The organism is Paenibacillus humicus NBRC 102415, assembly GCF_004000905.1.
GTDB classification, from domain to species: domain Bacteria; phylum Bacillota; class Bacilli; order Paenibacillales; family Paenibacillaceae; genus Paenibacillus_O; species Paenibacillus_O humicus.
The window spans coordinates 36,991-53,846 of sequence record NZ_BIMD01000005.1 but is presented as its reverse complement, the minus strand read 5'-3'; the positions used below and the strand labels follow the sequence as shown (position 1 = coordinate 53,846).

Annotated in this window: 17 protein-coding genes; 15 read left to right on the top strand and 2 right to left on the bottom strand. The window is 59.4% G+C overall.

Annotated features, from left to right (window positions below):
- The first annotated feature begins 11 nt into the window (after window positions 1-11).
- The 13 genes from dinG (at window position 12) to PHU01S_RS05075 (ending at window position 13,543) form a co-directional block, all read left to right on the top strand.
- Window positions 12-2,876 (top strand): ATP-dependent DNA helicase DinG, encoded by a 2,865-nt coding sequence (dinG, locus tag PHU01S_RS05135; RefSeq protein ID WP_048749018.1) that lies wholly within the window; start codon window positions 12-14, stop codon window positions 2,874-2,876.
- The gene (locus PHU01S_RS05130; RefSeq protein ID WP_048749019.1) at window positions 2,873-3,532 is read left to right on the top strand and encodes a redox-sensing transcriptional repressor Rex; all 660 of its coding nucleotides are present in this window, start codon (window positions 2,873-2,875) and stop codon (window positions 3,530-3,532) included. Before dinG ends, PHU01S_RS05130 begins: the two co-directional genes overlap by 4 nt.
- Window positions 3,513-4,811 (top strand): amidohydrolase, encoded by a 1,299-nt coding sequence (locus tag PHU01S_RS05125; protein ID WP_127506529.1) that lies wholly within the window; start codon window positions 3,513-3,515, stop codon window positions 4,809-4,811. The genes PHU01S_RS05130 and PHU01S_RS05125 overlap by 20 nt, the downstream gene beginning before the upstream one ends.
- A gap of 23 nt (window positions 4,812-4,834) precedes the next feature.
- Window positions 4,835-5,332 (top strand): cell wall elongation regulator TseB-like domain-containing protein, encoded by a 498-nt coding sequence (locus PHU01S_RS05120; RefSeq protein WP_127506526.1) that lies wholly within the window; start codon window positions 4,835-4,837, stop codon window positions 5,330-5,332.
- Window positions 5,333-5,487: 155 nt separating this feature from the next.
- On the top strand, window positions 5,488-6,024 hold the full coding sequence (locus PHU01S_RS05115; RefSeq protein ID WP_048749024.1) for a hypothetical protein: 537 nt from the start codon (window positions 5,488-5,490) through the stop codon (window positions 6,022-6,024).
- The gene (locus PHU01S_RS05110) at window positions 6,017-7,516 is read left to right on the top strand and encodes an AAA family ATPase (RefSeq protein WP_048749025.1); all 1,500 of its coding nucleotides are present in this window, start codon (window positions 6,017-6,019) and stop codon (window positions 7,514-7,516) included. Before PHU01S_RS05115 ends, PHU01S_RS05110 begins: the two co-directional genes overlap by 8 nt.
- A gap of 218 nt (window positions 7,517-7,734) precedes the next feature.
- Entirely contained in the window at window positions 7,735-8,607 is an 873-nt protein-coding gene (locus tag PHU01S_RS05105; RefSeq protein WP_048749027.1) for a 3-hydroxyacyl-CoA dehydrogenase family protein, read from the top strand.
- A complete protein-coding gene (locus PHU01S_RS05100) occupies window positions 8,604-9,827 on the top strand; it encodes an acetate/propionate family kinase (RefSeq protein WP_048749029.1) in 1,224 nt (407 codons plus the stop codon). The genes PHU01S_RS05105 and PHU01S_RS05100 overlap by 4 nt, the downstream gene beginning before the upstream one ends.
- Window positions 9,824-11,122 (top strand): asparagine--tRNA ligase, encoded by a 1,299-nt coding sequence (asnS, locus tag PHU01S_RS05095; protein WP_048749031.1) that lies wholly within the window; start codon window positions 9,824-9,826, stop codon window positions 11,120-11,122. Before PHU01S_RS05100 ends, asnS begins: the two co-directional genes overlap by 4 nt.
- Window positions 11,123-11,161: 39 nt before the next feature.
- The gene (locus PHU01S_RS05090) at window positions 11,162-11,881 is read left to right on the top strand and encodes a DnaD domain-containing protein (protein WP_127506524.1); all 720 of its coding nucleotides are present in this window, start codon (window positions 11,162-11,164) and stop codon (window positions 11,879-11,881) included.
- 26 nt (window positions 11,882-11,907) lie between these two features.
- Window positions 11,908-12,129, top strand: a complete 222-nt coding sequence (locus PHU01S_RS05085) for a DUF1450 domain-containing protein (RefSeq protein ID WP_021882280.1) — start codon at window positions 11,908-11,910, stop codon at window positions 12,127-12,129.
- 128 nt (window positions 12,130-12,257) lie between these two features.
- The gene (locus PHU01S_RS05080) at window positions 12,258-12,761 is read left to right on the top strand and encodes a ferritin (protein WP_127506522.1); all 504 of its coding nucleotides are present in this window, start codon (window positions 12,258-12,260) and stop codon (window positions 12,759-12,761) included.
- A 293-nt stretch (window positions 12,762-13,054) separates the two neighbouring features.
- Window positions 13,055-13,543: an LURP-one-related/scramblase family protein gene (locus tag PHU01S_RS05075; protein ID WP_021882282.1), complete on the top strand. Its 489-nt coding sequence runs from the start codon at window positions 13,055-13,057 to the stop codon at window positions 13,541-13,543.
- 4 nt (window positions 13,544-13,547) lie between these two features.
- On the opposite strand, the gene PHU01S_RS05070 is transcribed toward PHU01S_RS05075, so the two are convergent.
- Together PHU01S_RS05070 and PHU01S_RS05065 are read right to left on the bottom strand one after the other, a co-directional pair.
- Window positions 13,548-13,748 carry a hypothetical protein gene (locus PHU01S_RS05070; RefSeq protein WP_127506520.1) on the bottom strand — a complete coding sequence of 67 codons (201 nt, stop codon included), beginning with the start codon at window positions 13,746-13,748 and terminating at the stop codon, window positions 13,548-13,550.
- Window positions 13,749-13,770: 22 nt separating this feature from the next.
- Complete coding sequence (locus tag PHU01S_RS05065; RefSeq protein WP_164762988.1) at window positions 13,771-14,697, bottom strand: AraC family transcriptional regulator; 927 nt, start codon at window positions 14,695-14,697, stop codon at window positions 13,771-13,773.
- A gap of 156 nt (window positions 14,698-14,853) precedes the next feature.
- Here PHU01S_RS05065 and PHU01S_RS05060 point away from each other — a divergent pair, with 156 nt between their 5' ends.
- Window positions 14,854-15,705 carry a sugar phosphate isomerase/epimerase family protein gene (locus PHU01S_RS05060; protein WP_127506516.1) on the top strand — a complete coding sequence of 284 codons (852 nt, stop codon included), beginning with the start codon at window positions 14,854-14,856 and terminating at the stop codon, window positions 15,703-15,705.
- Window positions 15,702-16,736, top strand: a complete 1,035-nt coding sequence (locus PHU01S_RS05055; RefSeq protein WP_127506514.1) for a Gfo/Idh/MocA family protein — start codon at window positions 15,702-15,704, stop codon at window positions 16,734-16,736. Before PHU01S_RS05060 ends, PHU01S_RS05055 begins: the two co-directional genes overlap by 4 nt.
- Window positions 16,737-16,856: the final 120 nt, after the last annotated feature.

The window sequence follows — 16,856 nt, the reverse complement described above, 5'->3', positions numbered from 1 at the left end:
TTTTGCTTCGAATGATCTATGCCGTACTGGATTTAGAAACGACCGGAACAAGCAGCGAGGATGAAATCATACAAGTCGGCCTTGTGCTGATGGACGAGGAGTTCAATGTCTTCCAGACACTGAACTCCTTTGTGCGCCCTAGCGGACCGATCCCAGCCTTCATCACCCAGCTTACCGGCATTGACGACGCCATGGTGGCGGATGCTCCCGAGCCCGACGATCTCCTGCTGGAAATGATTCCGCTGCTGCAGGATGCCGTGCTGATCGGCCATAATGTATCCTTCGATGCTGGTTTCCTTAATATGGCTCTCGACAGGGCAGGCTATTCGCCGTTCGACGGCAGAAAGCTCGATACGGTCGAGCTGCTCCGCATGCTTTATCCTTCCCTGAGCTCCTATCAGCTCGGGGCTGTGTCCGAGCAGTTCGGCATCCGCCACGATCAGCATCATCGCGCGGACAGCGATGCGATGGCCACGGCGATCCTGTTCGCCGAATGCGTGAAGAAGCTGCGCAGCCTGCCGCTGCTGACGCTGCAGCGGTTCGTCATGCTGAGCGCCGACAACGATCTCGGATGGATGCTGCGCGAGGAGCTGGCTCTCCGGGAAGCGTCCACCGCTCTGGATACGGACAGCCACCGCTATTTCCGCCAGTTCGCCATGAAAGCCGGAGAGTGGACGGAAGAGGAGCCTCCCCGCGACGAAGGAAACGACAACCCGCTCGAAAGCGTCAGCTTCGAGGACTATCTGGAGCAGGTGCGGGAAGGCTTTACCGCCTTGTTCCCGGACTATGAGGAGCGCGAAGCCCAGCAGACGATGTTCCGCGAGGTGAACGACGCCTTCGAGAACAACCGGCATCTGCTGATTGAAGCCGGGACCGGCACGGGGAAATCGCTCGGCTACCTTATTCCTTCCCTTTATTTCGGCGTCAAGAACGAACGGAAGATTGTCGTCAGCACTCATACGATCAATTTGCAGGAGCAGCTCAGGCAGAGGGATTTGCCGCTGCTCAAGCAGGTGCTTCCTTTCGACTTCCGCGCCAGCGTGTTCAAGGGAAGAGGCAACTATATCTGCCTCCGCAAATTCGAAACGAAAATTCAGTCGCTGGACTTCGCCGCAACGGCCGAAGAGCGGCAGACGGCGTCCCAGATGGTCGTCTGGCTGGGCGAGACGGAGACCGGAGACCAGGAAGAGATCAACTTCGGCAATCGCGGAGGGGAATTCTGGAATACCGTATCGAGCGACGCCGATTCCTGCTTGAACCGGGCCTGTCCGTGGTTCAAGCGCTGCTTCTATCACCGGGCCAAGCAGGAGGCGAATCTCGCCGACGTCGTCATTACCAACCATTCGCTTTTATTTACCGATATTAGAGCCGATCACCGCCTTCTTCCGTCTTATGAGTATCTCGTCATCGACGAGGGGCATCAGGTGGAGGAAGTGGCGGGCAAGCATCTTGGACAGCAGCTCAGCTTCTACTCGTTCCTGAACCTGGCGAACCGGCTCGCCAAGGATTCGCGCAGCGGCCTGCTGCCGCAGCTCCGCTCCCACATCCAGGGAGAGAGCGAGGACGAAGTGCCCAAGTGGACGGAGCAGCTGGACGAGATCATTCCGCGCTTCGGCTCTCTCAAGGACAGCTGGGAGACGGTATTCGAGCAGCTCCAGTCGCTGGCGGCCGCCTCTTCCGGAGGAGGCCAGACCGAGACGGGGCAGAGCGTCCTGCGCCTCAAGCCGGGCAGCCTGCCGAGCCAATGGGAGCCGATCCAGAACGAGGAAGGCATCTATTTCAAGGAAATGAACCGGACGATCAAGGTGCTCGACAAGATGCTCTCGGACATGAAGGACAAGCTGGACGATACGGTGCTTCAAGGCATGCTGACGGATCTGGCCGGCGCGGTGAAGGATGCCGGACGCATCCGGGACGAGCTGCGAGTGTTCGTGCGGGCGGACAAGCCGGAGATGGTGTACTGGATCGAGTCCAATCCTTCCGCGCGGACGAAGAGCATCCAGCTCAATACGGTTCCGGCGGATGTCAGCGGGCAGATCCGGGAATATTTCTTCGACAGCAAGAAGAGCGTCGTCATTACTTCCGCTACGCTGAGCGTGCAAAAGTCGTTCCACTACGCCGCCGAACAGCTGGGACTGAACATGGCGGACGAGCGCCGCTCGCGCACCGTGCTTCTGCCTTCGCCATTCCATTACCGCTCCCAGGCGCTTGTCATGATTCCGCGTAACTTCCCGGCGGTCAAGGGAGCCGCGGCCGATCCGGCCTATCTAAGCGCGCTGGTCGCCTCCTTGTCGGAAGCGGCCCGTGAGACCGGAGGGCGGATGCTCGTCCTTTTCACCAGCTACCGGATGCTGAAGCAGGTATACGATCCGCTGAAGGAAGCCCTTCAGGGCTCCGGCATTCAAGTGCTGGGGCAAGGGCTCGACAGCAGCAACCGCAGCAAGCTTACCCGCCGCTTCCGGCAGCAGCCCGAATCCGTGCTGCTCGGGACGAGCAGCTTCTGGGAAGGGGTCGACATTCCCGGCGATGCGCTCATCTGCCTGGCGATCGTCCGCCTGCCGTTCCAGCCGCCGAACCATCCGCTTCAGGAAGCGAAGGCGGAGATGCTTCAGGAATCCGGGCAGAATCCGTTCATGAAGCTGTCCGTGCCGCAGGCGGTCATCCGCTTCAAGCAAGGGTTCGGACGGCTGATCCGAACTTCCCGGGACAAGGGAATTGTCCTCATTTACGATACGAGAGTGATCGAGACGTTTTATGGGAAACACTTCCTTTATTCGCTGCCTGGACCTAAAATTGAACATATGCATGCGGATCAGTTCGTTCCGAGAATGAGGGAATGGCTGTCCGAAGACTCCAAGGAGGCGGTCCGGCAATGAGCAAGCAGGGAAAAGCGATATCGGAGGCGGTCGTCCGCCGGCTGCCCGTTTATTTGCAAGTGCTGGGCGAGCTTCATGTGCGCGATGTGCAGACCGTCAGCTCGCAGGAGCTTGGCCTCAAGCTCGAGCTCAATCCGGCTCAGATCCGCAAGGACCTGGCCTATTTCGGGGAATTCGGGCGCAAGGGCGTCGGGTATGACGTCAACTACCTGATCGAGAAGATCAGAGGCATCCTCAAGCTGGACCAGGTGATGCTCGTTGCGCTCGTAGGGGCCGGCAATCTGGGGCATGCCTTATGCAACTACAGCACTTATTTGAAGGACAATATGAAAATCACTGCGGTGTTCGACGCCAATCCGGCCAAGATCGGCACCCGAATCAACTCGCTCGAGGTGCAGCCGATCGATCGGCTGCAGCAGGCCGTGCAGGAGCAGGACATTCAGATCGGCATTATTACGGTGCCGGCCGCGGAGGCTCAGAACGTCGCGGACCGGTTCATCGCGGCCGGCGTCAAAGGGATTCTCAATTTTGCCCCGGTCGTGCTGAAGGCTCCGGAGAAGGTTAGAATTCATTATGCCGATTTTACGACCCAGCTGCTGAGCCTCGCCTATTACATGGATAAGGAAGGAACCGAACATGAGCAAATGGTGGATTGAAAACGGAACCTTCGTCACGATGGACGAAAGGCGTCCCGTACTAAAGGGGCATATGGTAATCGAGGACGGCCTGATTGCCTACATAGGGGAAGAGCGCCCGGCCGATGCTGACGCAATGCCAGTCAGGATCGACGGCAGCCGCCTCGCGTTCATGCCGGGGCTGATCAATACGCACGGCCATGCGGCGATGTCGCTGCTTCGCGGTTATTCCGACGACGAGGTGCTGCAGACCTGGCTGCAGGATTATATGTGGCCGATGGAAGCGAAGTTCCGGGATGAGGATGTCCGGTGGGGATCTTCGCTGGCCGTGCTCGAAATGCTCAAGTCGGGAACGACGACGTTCGTCGATATGTACGACCGGATGGATGAGGTCGCCAAAGTCGTCGAGCAGTCCGGCATGAGAGGCGTTCTAATGCGCGGAGCCATCGGGCTGTGCCCGGAAGACGTGCAGCTCCAGAAGCTGGATGAAGCGGTCCGGTTCGCCAAGGACTGGAACGGCCAAGCGAACGGCCGCATCATGACGATGATGAGCCCGCATGCTCCGTACACTTGTCCGCCGGCATTCATCGAGAAGTTCGTTCAGGCCGCCCATGATCTCGACCTGCCGATACACACGCATATGTCGGAGACCGCAGCCGAGGTGGAGCAGAACGTCCGCGAGTACGGCCTGCGGCCGGTCGAGCATCTGGACAAGCTCGGCTTCTTCTCGCGTCCCGCCTTTGTCGCCCATGCCGTCCATCTCAACGATGCGGAGATCGAGCTGCTTGCCGCCAGAGGCGCGGCCGTGTCGCACAACCCCGCCAGCAATCTCAAGCTTGCCAGCGGCGTCGCGCGCGTGCCGGATCTGCTCCGGGCCGGCGTCACCGTCTCGCTCGGCACCGACAGCGCTGCCAGCAACAACAATCTCGACCTCTTCGACGAGATCCGGCTTGCGGCTCTGATCCACAAGGGAGTATCCGGCGATCCCACTGTCGTGCCGGCGGCCGAAGCGCTGAAGCTGGCTACCCTCGGCGGAGCGGCTACGATCCGCCAGCCGATGCTTGGCTCGCTGCAAGCAGGGATGAAAGCCGATTTCATCGCGATCGATACGGATCAGCCGCATTTCTATCCTCAGTCCGATCTGGTCTCCCATCTGGCTTACAGCGGCTCCGGCCGCGATGTCGTCCACGTATGGGTGGACGGCATCCAGGTCGTCAAGGACGGCGCCAGCACGCTGCTGGACGAAGAGCGGATCAAGCATGAAGCCCAAGCCTGCTACGGCAGGCTGACGGGGAACTGATGGCGCGCCGGCGGCGCGGCCTCATGAGCAGGCGCGGCTGGACGCTGTGGATCTCCGCGCTCGTTGTGCTGCTGCTCGTGTATGTGCATGCCGAGTACCGGAGCTTCCAGCGCCCGATATGGGCTGCCGAGCTTCAGGCCGAGAAGCTCGCCCAGCAGAAGGCGGGCCTCAAGGAAACCTCCTCGGCAGAAAAATATGTATGGGATGCGCCGGTATGGGTCGTCCGCGGCAAAAATGCCGAAGGACAGGAAGTGATTGCCTGGCTTCCCGAAAAGGGGGAGCCGCTGCTGCTGGATATGGCGTCAAGCCGCAAGGAAGGCGATATCCGCAGCATTTTCAAGCAGCGAGTTCCCGACGCCGGCATTCGTCATGTCCGGGCAGGCATGATTGGCGGACAGCCGGTTTGGGAAGTGTTCTACACCCGCAAGCAGGGGCAGACCCGCTATTACTATGACTTTTATCAGTATCAGAGCGGCGAGTATATCACCACATATTCGCTGACGACTAAAAAAGCTTCCTAAAGTTGTAACGATTGCCGCCTCCTCTATGAATATCGTTGTGATATACTCTTCGTATAGCAAATGTGATATACTAATCCGTATACGCATGAATTCAAGTAGACGAAGAGGCAGGCCTTTGAGCCGTCGCTTCGATTTTCATAAAGGGGGCTTTTGCTTTGATCAAAGTAAGGCTTGTGCCTTTTTTGACGACGATCGCCGTTACCGCAGCCTTGCTTTTCGGCGGCTGGTACGCCTATGACCAGGCCGTCGTGGAGCGTCCGCTGCAATCTGCGGTGGATTCGCTGCCGGGTGTCGTCTCTGCCGTCCCGACCCTTTCCAAAGACTCTCTGACCGTTCGCCTGAAGCTGGGCGCCGGAGCCGATCTGCGGGGCATCCACGACCAGATTGCCGATCGCAGCGCCAAATGGCTTGAAGGACGCAAGCTCGTCATTACGGTCGATCAGAGCTCGCAGCCCAAGCTGGACTCCATCTGGACAAGCCAGCTGTTCACCGTCGCAGAAGCGATGGAGAACCGCCGCTATTCCGAAATACCGGATGCCTTGAAGGAAATCGAACGCGCGACGCCGGGCCTCAAGACGGCCACCTCGATCGACGACAGCAACGTATATGTGACGCTGGAGCTCGGCAGCGATACGAAATATATCATTCTGCCTAGAACCGGCGAGCGAATGGGGGTTTGGAGTAATGCCTAAGTACAGCATCGAGATAGGCGGGGGAGTTCTGGTCTCGCTGTTTGCGTTTCTGTTGTTCCGCGGCGTGAATATCATTCCTCTTCTGCTGGCGCTTGCGCTTATGGGCGTGCTGCTGTTCGCGCTCAAGTCCAAGGGGCAGCTGGCAGCGGCAGGAGGCCGCAGAGAGGCCCGGGTAAAAGGCTCGACGCCGTTTTCCTTCGACGATATCGGAGGACAGGATCGTGCCAAAGGGGAGCTGGTCGAGGCGCTTGATTTCCTGGTCAAGCATGAAGAGATCAGCAAGCTCGGCATCCGCCCCATGAAGGGCATCCTGCTTACCGGTCCTCCCGGAACAGGCAAGACGCTCATGGCCAAGGCAGCCGCCCATTATACGGATTCCGTCTATCTGGCCGCATCGGGCAGCGAATTCGTAGAGATGTATGTCGGTGTCGGAGCAGGCCGGATACGCGATCTGTTCAAGGAAGCCCGCAAGAAGGCCGGCAAGGAAGGGAAGAAGAACGCGGTCATCTTCATTGATGAGATCGACGTCATCGGCGGCAAGCGCGACGGCGGCCAGCATCGGGAGTATGACCAGACGCTCAACCAGCTGCTGACGGAGATGGACGGCATCCATACGAACGAGGCGCCTCGCATTCTCCTCATCGCGGCGACGAACCGCAAGGAGATGCTGGATTCGGCGCTGCTGCGCCCTGGCCGGTTCGACCGCCATATCGGCGTTGATCTTCCCGACAAGAAGGGCCGTCTTCATATCTTAAACATCCATTCCAAAAACAAACCGCTTCATGACGAAGTGAACATGGAAAAAATCGCCGAAGAGTCGTTCGGATTTTCCGGCGCCCAGCTCGAAAGCGTCCTGAACGAGGGCGCCATCTATGCGATGCGCGAAGGATTGCCGCTTGTCGAGCAGCATCATTTGACGATGGCGATCGACAAGGTCATGATGGGCGAGAAGACCGACCGCGAGTCCACCAAGGAAGAACGGGAGCGGGTGGCGATCCACGAGCTTGGCCATGCGATCGCGGCGGAGCTGCTTCGACCGGGCAGCGTATCCCAGGTCGCGCTCGCGCCGCGCGGCGGAGCGCTCGGGTACGTGCGCCACAACCCGAGCGACGACCATTATCTGTACACGAAGGACTATCTGGAAGCCCAGATCATGATTGCTCTTGCCGGCGCAGCCGCGGAGGAGATGTTCTACGGCGGCCGCAGCACCGGCTCCCGCAACGACTTCGAGCAGTCGCTCAATATCGTCCGGACGATGGTGGAATGCGGCCTGACCGAAGTGGGCATCATTGAGGACAGGATGATGACGCCGGACCGCTGGGCCCAAATATCCGGCAGCGTGCTGGACGGCCTCATGAGCCGGGTCAAGGAAATGCTGGCCGCAAGACGGCAGCTGTTCACGCATTGCCTGAACATCCTGATCGACCGCGAGACGCTTGGCGGCGAGCAGTTCCGCAAGCTCATCGCATCGGAGGAGAGCCTCAGCGCTTAAGCTGGAGCGGCTGGCATGCATTCAAAAAGAGACGGAATATGCCGTCTCTTTTTTCATTTGCATCGATTCGGTGACAAGATGGGAACGAACGGTTGAATGAAGCTGGAACGGCCCGGATTTTTATAGCGGAAAAGAACGGTGTCAAGTTGTGTCGGCAGCCGTCGGAACGTTATAATAAAGGGTACTTTAGAGATACAGGGAATAGGAGAGACCATACTGTGAATTACAGAAAGATCGGCGTGATCGGCGCCGGCACGATGGGACAGAGCATCGCCGAGATGCTGTCCTACAAAGGGTTGGACGTCTATCTGCTGGAGCTGTCGGAGGAAAGGCTGAAGTCCGGCCTGGACAATATCGGGGTCAGCCTCGACAAGCAGATCGAGAAGTGGGCGCTGACCCAGGCGGAGAAAAAGCTGATCCTGGGACGGATCCATGGCGTATCGGCGATTGAAGACCTGTCCCAATGCGAGCTCATCATCGAGACGATCACCGAGGATCTCGACGCGAAGAAGGAAGTATTCCGAGCCGTAGACAAGGCTTGTCCGCCATCGGTCATTCTGGCAAGCAACACGTCGACGCTCTCGCTGACGGAGCTGGCCAGCGTCACCGCGCATCCGGAGCGGGTCATCGGCATGCACTTCGTCTACCCGGTGTTCAAGGTGGATCTCGTCGAGATCGTTCGCGGACTCCGCACTTCGGACGAGACGTTCAAGGGCACGAAGGATTTCGTGGAGCAGGTGATCGAGAAGAAAGGCGTCATGGTGTTCGAATCCCCGGGATTCGTCACGACGCGCCTCATCTGCCTCTTCATCAACGAGGCTCTGCACATTCTGGAGGAAGGCACCGCTTCCGCGGAGGACATCGACAGCGCGATGCGCATCGGCTACTCGTTCCAGCACGGTCCGTTCGAGATGGCCGACCGGTTCGGGCTGGATTCCGTCCATGCCGCGCTTTCGTCGATGTTCCGGGAATACGGAGAGCTGAAATACCGGCCGTCCTTCATCCTCAAGAAAATGGTGCGCGCCGGCCAGCTCGGCGTCAAGAGCGGTACGGGATTTTTCAGCTACGACAAGGACGGTGACCGCGTATGAACATTCTCGTCATCAATGCCGGCAGCTCCTCGCTGAAATACCAGCTCTACGACATGAAGGACGAATCCGTCCTTGCCAGCGGCCGCGTGGAGCGGATCGGGATGGATTCCGCGATTTTGACGCATGAGCCGGCGGACAAGCCGGAAGTGCGCATCGTCGACGAGATTCTGGAGCATACGAGCGCGATCAAGCGCGTCTTGGACATGCTCGTCCATCCGGAGCATGGAGTGCTCGGCTCCGTATCGGAGATCCATGCGGTCGGGCACCGTGTCGTGCACGGAGGGGAGTCGTTCAAGGAGTCCGCTATCGTGACGAACGAGACGAAGCTGGAGATCCGCAAGCTGTTCGATCTTGCCCCGCTGCACAATCCGGCGCATATGATGGGCATCCTCGCCGTCGAAGCGGTGCTGCCCGGCGTTCCGCAGGTCGTCGTGTTCGACACGGCCTTCCATCAGACGATGCCGCAGGAATCGTACCTGTACCCGGTTCCGATGGTGCTCTACCGCCGCCACGGCATCCGCCGCTACGGCTTCCATGGGACGAGCCATGCCTATGTCAGCGAGCGCGCGGCCGAGGTGCTTGGCCGTCCGCTGGAGGAGCTCAAGCTCGTCAGCTGCCATATCGGCAACGGCGCGAGCGCGACCGCCATCCTGAACGGCAAGTCGTTCGACACGAGCATGGGCATGACTCCGCTCGAAGGGCTCATGATGGGCACCCGCAGCGGCGATCTCGATCCTGCGATCGTGCCTTACACGATGAACAAGGAAGACCTCACGCTGACGGAGGTCAACTCCATGCTGAACAAGCACAGCGGGCTGCTGGCCATTTCCGGAATCAGCAGCGACATGAGGGAGATTACGGAAGCGATGTCGGAAGGCGACAAGAACGCCCGTCTCGCTTTTGAAATGTATACTTACCGCGTACGCAAATACATCGGCGCTTACGCGGCCGCCATGAACGGCATCGACGTGCTTCTGTTCACCGCCGGAGTCGGGGAAAACTCCGTCGTGCTGCGGGAGCGGGTATGCGAGGGGCTGACGTTCCTCGGCATCGAGCTCGACCGCGAGCTCAACGCCCAGCGAAGCAAGGAAGCCCGAGTCATCTCCACGCCGAAATCCCGCGTGAAGGTGATGGTCGTGCCGACGAACGAAGAGCTGCTGATCGCGCGCGATACGTTCAAGCTGGCCGCAGAGCAATCGAAGGGAGAAACCGAAGCATGATTGAAAATCTCGTTACCATCAAGCAAGTATCCGCCCATACGGGCGCACGCGTCACCATCGGAGCCTGGGTGCACGGCAAGCGCTCCAGCGGCAAGATCGCCTTCCTCCAGCTTCGCGACGGAAGCGGTTATATCCAGGGCGTAGTCGCCAAGAACGACGTCTCCGAGGAAACATGGGAGGCGGCAGGCAAGCTGACGCAGGAGAGCTCGCTGTATGTATCCGGCACGGTCAAGGAAGAGCCGCGCAGCGCTTCCGGCTACGAGCTGCTCGTGGACGGCATCGAGATCATCCAGGCTACCCAGGAATATCCGATCACGCCCAAGGAGCATGGCGTCGACTTCCTGATGGACCACCGCCATCTGTGGCTGCGCGCGCCGAAGCAGCGCGCCATTCTGACGATCCGCGCCGAGATCAAGCGCGCCGTCAACGAGTACTTCGATACGAACGGCTTCACCCAGGTCGATCCTCCGATCCTGACGCCCACTTCCGCCGAAGGAACGACCAACCTGTTCCATACGAAATACTTCGACGAGGACGCCTATCTGACCCAGAGCGGACAGCTGTACATGGAAGCGGCTGCGATGGCTCTCGGCAAAGTATACAGCTTCGGCCCTACGTTCCGTGCGGAGAAATCGAAAACCCGCCGCCATCTGATCGAGTTCTGGATGATCGAGCCGGAAATGGCGTTCGTCGATCTGGAGCAGAGCCTCCGCATCCAGGAAGCTTTCGTCAGTCACGTCGTGCAGAGCGTCGTCAGCAACTGCCGTCCGGAGCTCGAGACGCTTGGACGCGACATTTCCAAGCTGGAGGCGATTCAGGCTCCGTTCCCGCGCATTACGTATGACGAGGCGATCGACTTCCTGAACAAAAACGGCTTCGAAGTGCCTTGGGGCGAAGATTTCGGTGCTCCGCACGAGACCGCCATAGCTCAAGAGTACGACCGTCCGGTATTCATCACCCATTACCCGGCTTCCATCAAGTCGTTCTACATGAAGCCGGATCCGAATCGTCCGGAAGTCGTTCTGTGCGCGGACATGATCGCGCCTGAAGGATACGGCGAGATCATCGGCGGCTCGCAGCGGATCGACGATCCGGAGCTGATGGCGCAGCGCTTCGAGGAGCATAACCTTCCTCTGGACGCCTATCAGTGGTACATGGACCTGCGCAAGTACGGCACCGTGCCGCACTCCGGCTTCGGCCTCGGTCTGGAGCGCACCGTCGCCTGGATCTGCGGCCTCGAGCATGTGCGCGAGACGATCGCATTCCCGCGCACGCTTTACCGTCTGTACCCGTAAGACAGCATGACCGCCATCGCCGCCGGAGGGTCCGGCGGCATGACCCAAGTTGCAGCGATCAGGAGGAAGGTGAGCCGCTTGAACGAGAACAGCCAGCATGAATATACGAGAGCATTGGCTTCCCTGATGGGAGAACGGGGAATTTTCCTTCCCGCGCTCCTTCTTCGCAGCTATCGGGAGCTGGGCCTCAGCGACAGCGACATGATGCTGCTTCTGCAGCTGATGATGTTCCGCGATTCGCTGCGCCAGGATTTCCCGACGCCGGACGAGCTCGGCCGGCTGACCGGCACGACCGCCAAGTCGGTCCAGCAGCAGCTTGGCCGGCTGATCAAGGAAGGCTTCCTGACGATCAACGACGCCGTCGACGCCGCCAGCGGCATCCGCTACGAGCGGTACGACTGGCAGGGCTGGCTGGAGCGGGCGGCGGCTTGGGCGGCTTCCGAACGTCCGGAGCCCGCTTCGCCGGAACCGGCCGCCCGCCAGACGGCTGCGATGGAGCTCAACTTGTTCTCGGTGTTCGAGCAGGAGTTCGGAAGGCTGCTGTCTCCGATGGAATGCGAGCGGATCAGCAGCTGGCTCGACCTTGACCAGTACAGCGACGAGCTTATCCGCTTCGCGCTCAGGGAAGCGGTATTTGCAGGCAAGCTTCACTTTACGTATATCGACCGCATCCTTTTGGAATGGTCCCGCAACCGGGTATCGACGCCGGAGGAAGCGAAGGTGCATTCCCGCAAGTTCCGCGGGACGTCGAAAAACTGACGGGACGAGGCGGGGAGGAAGGCCGGATGAAAATCCGTTTTTGCCGGCGCAACCTGAAGAACGGGGCGAAGCCTGCCTACCGCAAGCTCAAGTCGGAGGCGGGAGTCAAGCTGGTCAAGGAAGACTGCCTCGGCAGCTGCAGGCTGTGCAGGGAAGCCTGCTTCGCCGTCGTCAAGGGGAAGACCTTATCGGCGTCCGGCCCCGCCAAGCTGCGGCGCAAAATCAAGAAGCGGTTGAATAAGCGATGACCGAATGACGATGAGGCCGCTGAAAAACAAGCGATAGGCGCGGATCGTTCTGGAGAAACGTCGGAACAAGGATTCCCGAACGCAGCGGCAGCTTTTCAGCGGTCTCCATGACGACAGGGGGATTCAGGGTGAACGATCAATTGGCAACCGCTCTTAACGAGCAGATGAATTTCGAATTCTATTCCGCGCATGTCTATCTGGCCATGGCGGCCTATTGCTCCGGGGACAGCCTCGAAGGCTTCTCCAACTTCTTCCTCGTCCAGGCGGAGGAGGAGAGGTTCCACGCGATGAAGATTTACCGGTTCCTCAACGACCGCGGACGCCGCGCGACGCTGAAGGCGCTGCCGGAGCCGAAGAACGAATACGATTCCATGCTGGACGTATTCGAGCATGGCTACCGCCACGAGCAGCAGAATACGAAAAACTTCTACCAGCTCGCCGATCTCGCGCTTGATTCCAGAGAGCATGCGACGATCTACTTCCTCAAATGGTTCATCGACGAGCAGGTGGAGGAAGAAGCCCTTTTCGACGGCATCATCCAGAAGCTGAAGCGCATCGAGAGCGACAGCAACGCCTTCTATATGCTCGATGCGGAGTTTGCCGGCAGATCCTTCACGCCTCCAGCCGAGTAGAATCGCTTTAGCGGACACCTCTTTTCGCGTCAGTGGAACCGTGTCGTTCCACTGATTGCGAAGGGGGTGTTTTTTTGTTTCTCATCCCCGTTTCCCTTTTTTATGCAGCCAAGCCCCGCGCTCTCCTTCGAAGGAGCGGGATTTCGTTCTCGACGGCTGGACCGGTGAATGGATAAACAAGCAAATCAAGCCGGGACCTTCTTGGTCCCGGCTTGATTTTCCAGTGGAAGGAAGGAGGAAACTGATGCAGAATTGTGGACGTATAAGTCTCATTTAGGAAAGGAGAGAAAGGGATGCCGATTTATTTCAAAGACAACTTTTTCAATTCGGGACCGACGGAAATCATGGACGAGGATGGAACTGTCATCGGCCATGTCGATCTCCGCAGCATGTTCGGAGCCTCGCTGGAAGTATTCGACCGAGATGGAGCGACCTTGTTCCAGGGGAAGTTCCCCCTCTTCTCCCGAAGATGGTCTGTGCTTGGACAGGGCGAGAGGGAAGCGGGGGAGCTCAGGCAGCGGCTGGCATTCCTGTCCAAAAGATTCGAGTACGACAGCTTTGGAAGGGGCGTTTTTGAAATTGCCTCTCCCGCCTTTTCCGACTTGTACGAAATCACGGACGAAGCGGGAAACATGGCGGCCGGATTCCGGAAAGTAAGCGGCTGGGTGCTTCCGTCCGCCTACCGGCTGGAAACCTATACAAGCTCTGTCGGCGAAATGGAATGGGTGTGCGTCATCCTTGGCATGAATGCAATCCAGAAGGCGGCCCGTACGTCGAACTGATTGTTCACCTGCGGGGCGGGAGCTTCAGAAGAATGGCGGCAAGCAGAATGACGATGATCCAAGGAGACATATGGGTTGTCGCCCACTCGAAAACGATCCGAACCTTCGCATCCTCCGAGAAGGAGGCTGTCGGGAAGCTGCTGGCAAGCATGGAAACGATGAACAGCGGCACCATCCAAATTCCGATCAAGCTCCACTTCTTCAATGTTCGGCACCTCCTTATTGGGTTAGCGGCGGGAATCGGAAGGCAGGGAAGCGGCCGCCGTTACGGTTCGCGAATACTCCGACGGCGGCATTCCGGTCGCTTTCTTGAAATCCCTGGAAAAGTAATGAAGGCTGGAATAGCCTAGACGGTCGGCGATTTCCGTATACGTATGGCGCCGCTCCCGGATGAGCGTCTTGGCTTCCTCGATCTTCATCTCCTTGAACGCATCCATGACGCCCATGCCGGTCTGGGACAAAAAGATTTCCTTGAGCCTGCTCCGTCCCAAGTGGACTGCCCGGCATAGATCGTCGAGCGCCAGCGGCTCGGACAGCCGCTGCCTCATGATCTCGCGCACCCGGCGCACCGTATCCTGCTCCAGCCGGGCGGCCTTCGCCGGGACGCTGCGGCGCTGTTCGGCCTGCTCGCCCAGAGCTTCCGAGCGGGCGCTGCGGATCTGTCCGATCAGCAGCAGCTCCAGCAGCAGGCGGAACGACTGCTGACTGGCCGCCGGCGCCTGGGGGTTGCGGCTCAGCTCATGGCTGCCGGGAGTATGGTAGGGCGGAAGGAAGCTGGCGAATCCTTCCTGCAGCAGCAGGGCGAGCCAGCTTCTTTCGCGTTCGCCGGGATACGACACCCGGTTCTCGAGCTCTTGCATGAGCGGGCTCGTACAGCCGAAAGCGATGACGATGAGATTGGGGGGCCGATGACCGGCATCCACGCGCACGGTGTGGAACTCTCCCGGCTTATGGAAAATCAGCTGACCCTGCTTCAGCGTCAGCAGCCGGTCGTCTGCGCGAACCTCCACCTCTCCCTTGTCTACATAGAGAAGCTCCCAGAAGTCATGCGATTCCCCTTCGAACAGGAAGCCCGTCGGATATTCGAAATAATGAAAGGAGATCAGGCTCTCCACCTGTACGGGCGTCTCCAGAATCAAGCGGCTGAACGGCATGCGGGCATCTCCTCGCGGTCTAGGGATAGGATCGGTTTCCATTTTACCATGTTGGAGTGCAAATTTAACGGCTGATGCGACAAATCCAATCGGAAGGGAGATTGATATAATCGCAGCAAGGAAGCGGATACAGAAATCCGAAAGGAGCTGCATGACATGAAAAAAGGAATCAACGCCTGGTCGTTCCCGGCGGGTACGGGCATTGAGGAAAGCATGGACCTGGCGCTTGCCGCCGGCTTCGACGGCATCGAGCTTGCGCTGGAGGAGAACGGGCCGCTGAGCCTGGAAAGCACGAACCGCGATATCATCGGGATCCGCAAGCTGGCGGAGGATAAAGGCATCGAGCTGGCGAGCCTCGCGAGCGGCTTGTACTGGAGTTATCCGATCACAAGCTCGGACGCAGCCGTCCGCACGAAGTCGGCGGACATCGTCAAGCGGCAGCTGGAATGCGCTGCGCTGCTCGGCGTGGACACGATTCTCGTCGTGCCCGGCGCGGTCGGAGTCGACTTCATTCCCGACGCAGAGGCCGTTCCCTACGACAAGGCCTACGAGCGCGCGCTGGAGGGACTTTCGCGGCTCGCCAAGGACGCCGAGGCAGCCAAGGTGGCGATCGGCATCGAGAACGTCTGGAACAAGTTCCTGCTGTCTCCGCTGGAGCTGAGAGGGTTCATCGACGAGATCGGCTCCGATTATGTCGGCTCCTATTTCGACGTCGGCAACGTCGTGCACTCCGGCTACCCGGAGCATTGGATCCCGATTCTCGGCAGCCGGATCAAGAAGGTCCACTTCAAGGATTATCGCAGGCAGGCCGGCGGCCTGCACGGCTTCGTCGACCTGCTGGCCGGCGACGTCGACTACCCGGCCGTCGTCGGCGCGCTGCGCGCCATCGGCTACGACAGCTTTGTAACGGCGGAAATGATTCCTCCTTACACCCATCACGGGAGCCAAATCATCTTCAATACTTCGGCGGCTATGGACGCCATTCTCGGAAGGAGCGGCCGCGCATGATCAGAATCGGAATCATCGGACTTGGATTCATGGGAAGGGCCCATCTGGAAAACTACATCAGGCTGGCCAAGGAAGGCGTCGCCGTGCAGGTGGCGGCCATTTGCGACGCGGATCCCGCCAAGCTTCGCGGCGAAGGCGGCGGAGGAAATCTGGATGCGGACACTTCACAGCTCGACCTGTCCTCTTTCTCCCTGTATACGTCGCTGCAGGAGATGCTGGACAAGGAGCAGCTGGACGCCGTCGATATTGCGCTGCCGACGCATCTGCATCGCAGCGTGACGGTCATGTGCCTGGAAGCGGGCCTGCATGTGCTGTGCGAGAAGCCGATGGCATCGAACGTGGCGGAATGCCTGGAGATGCTCCAGGCTTCCGAGAGAACCGGAAAATCGCTCATGATCGGGCAATGCCTGCGCTTCTGGCCCGCATATGTGTATCTTCGGGATCTGATCGCCGAAGGAACATACGGCAAGCCTACGTATGCGTACTTCTACCGCGGCGGCGGCACGCCGGACTGGGGTCCATGGGTGCTGCAGAAGGATAAGGGAGGCGGCGCCCTGCTCGACATGCATGTGCATGACACGGATGTCGTCAACTGGCTGTTCGGCATGCCGGAAGCCGTCTCGACGCAAGCCGCCAACGTGATTCCGGGAAGCGGCTACGACATCGTGTCCACCCATTACCGCTATGGCGGCGGCGAGGTCGTCCATTCCCAGGTCGACTGGACTCTGAACGGCGATTTCGGCTTCGAGATGGGCTTCCGGGTCAACTTCGAGCGGGGCAATGTCCAGTTCAGCGGCGGCGCCGTGAAGGTGAACCCGAATGACGCGCCGGGCTTCGAAGCGGATCTGCCGGACGATCAGGGCTATTACTACGAGCTGAAATACTTCGTGGAGAAGCTGCTGGCCGGAGAGCCGATCGAGGAAGCCCATCCGGTCAGTACGATGTCGACGATCGCCATCGTGGAGGCGGAGCTGGCTTCCGCCGACAAGCGGGGCGAGTGGGTGAGCCTGGCTGGTGCGGCGGTTAGATAAGAGCAGGGCGGAAGCTCCGCTAGGGAATCATGAGGCTGCCCTTCTAGGGCGGCCTTTTGGTTTTAAAACGGGTTTTGAGCTTTGCTTCGGATTGTTATAGTGGGTGGAGAGTTCGTCATA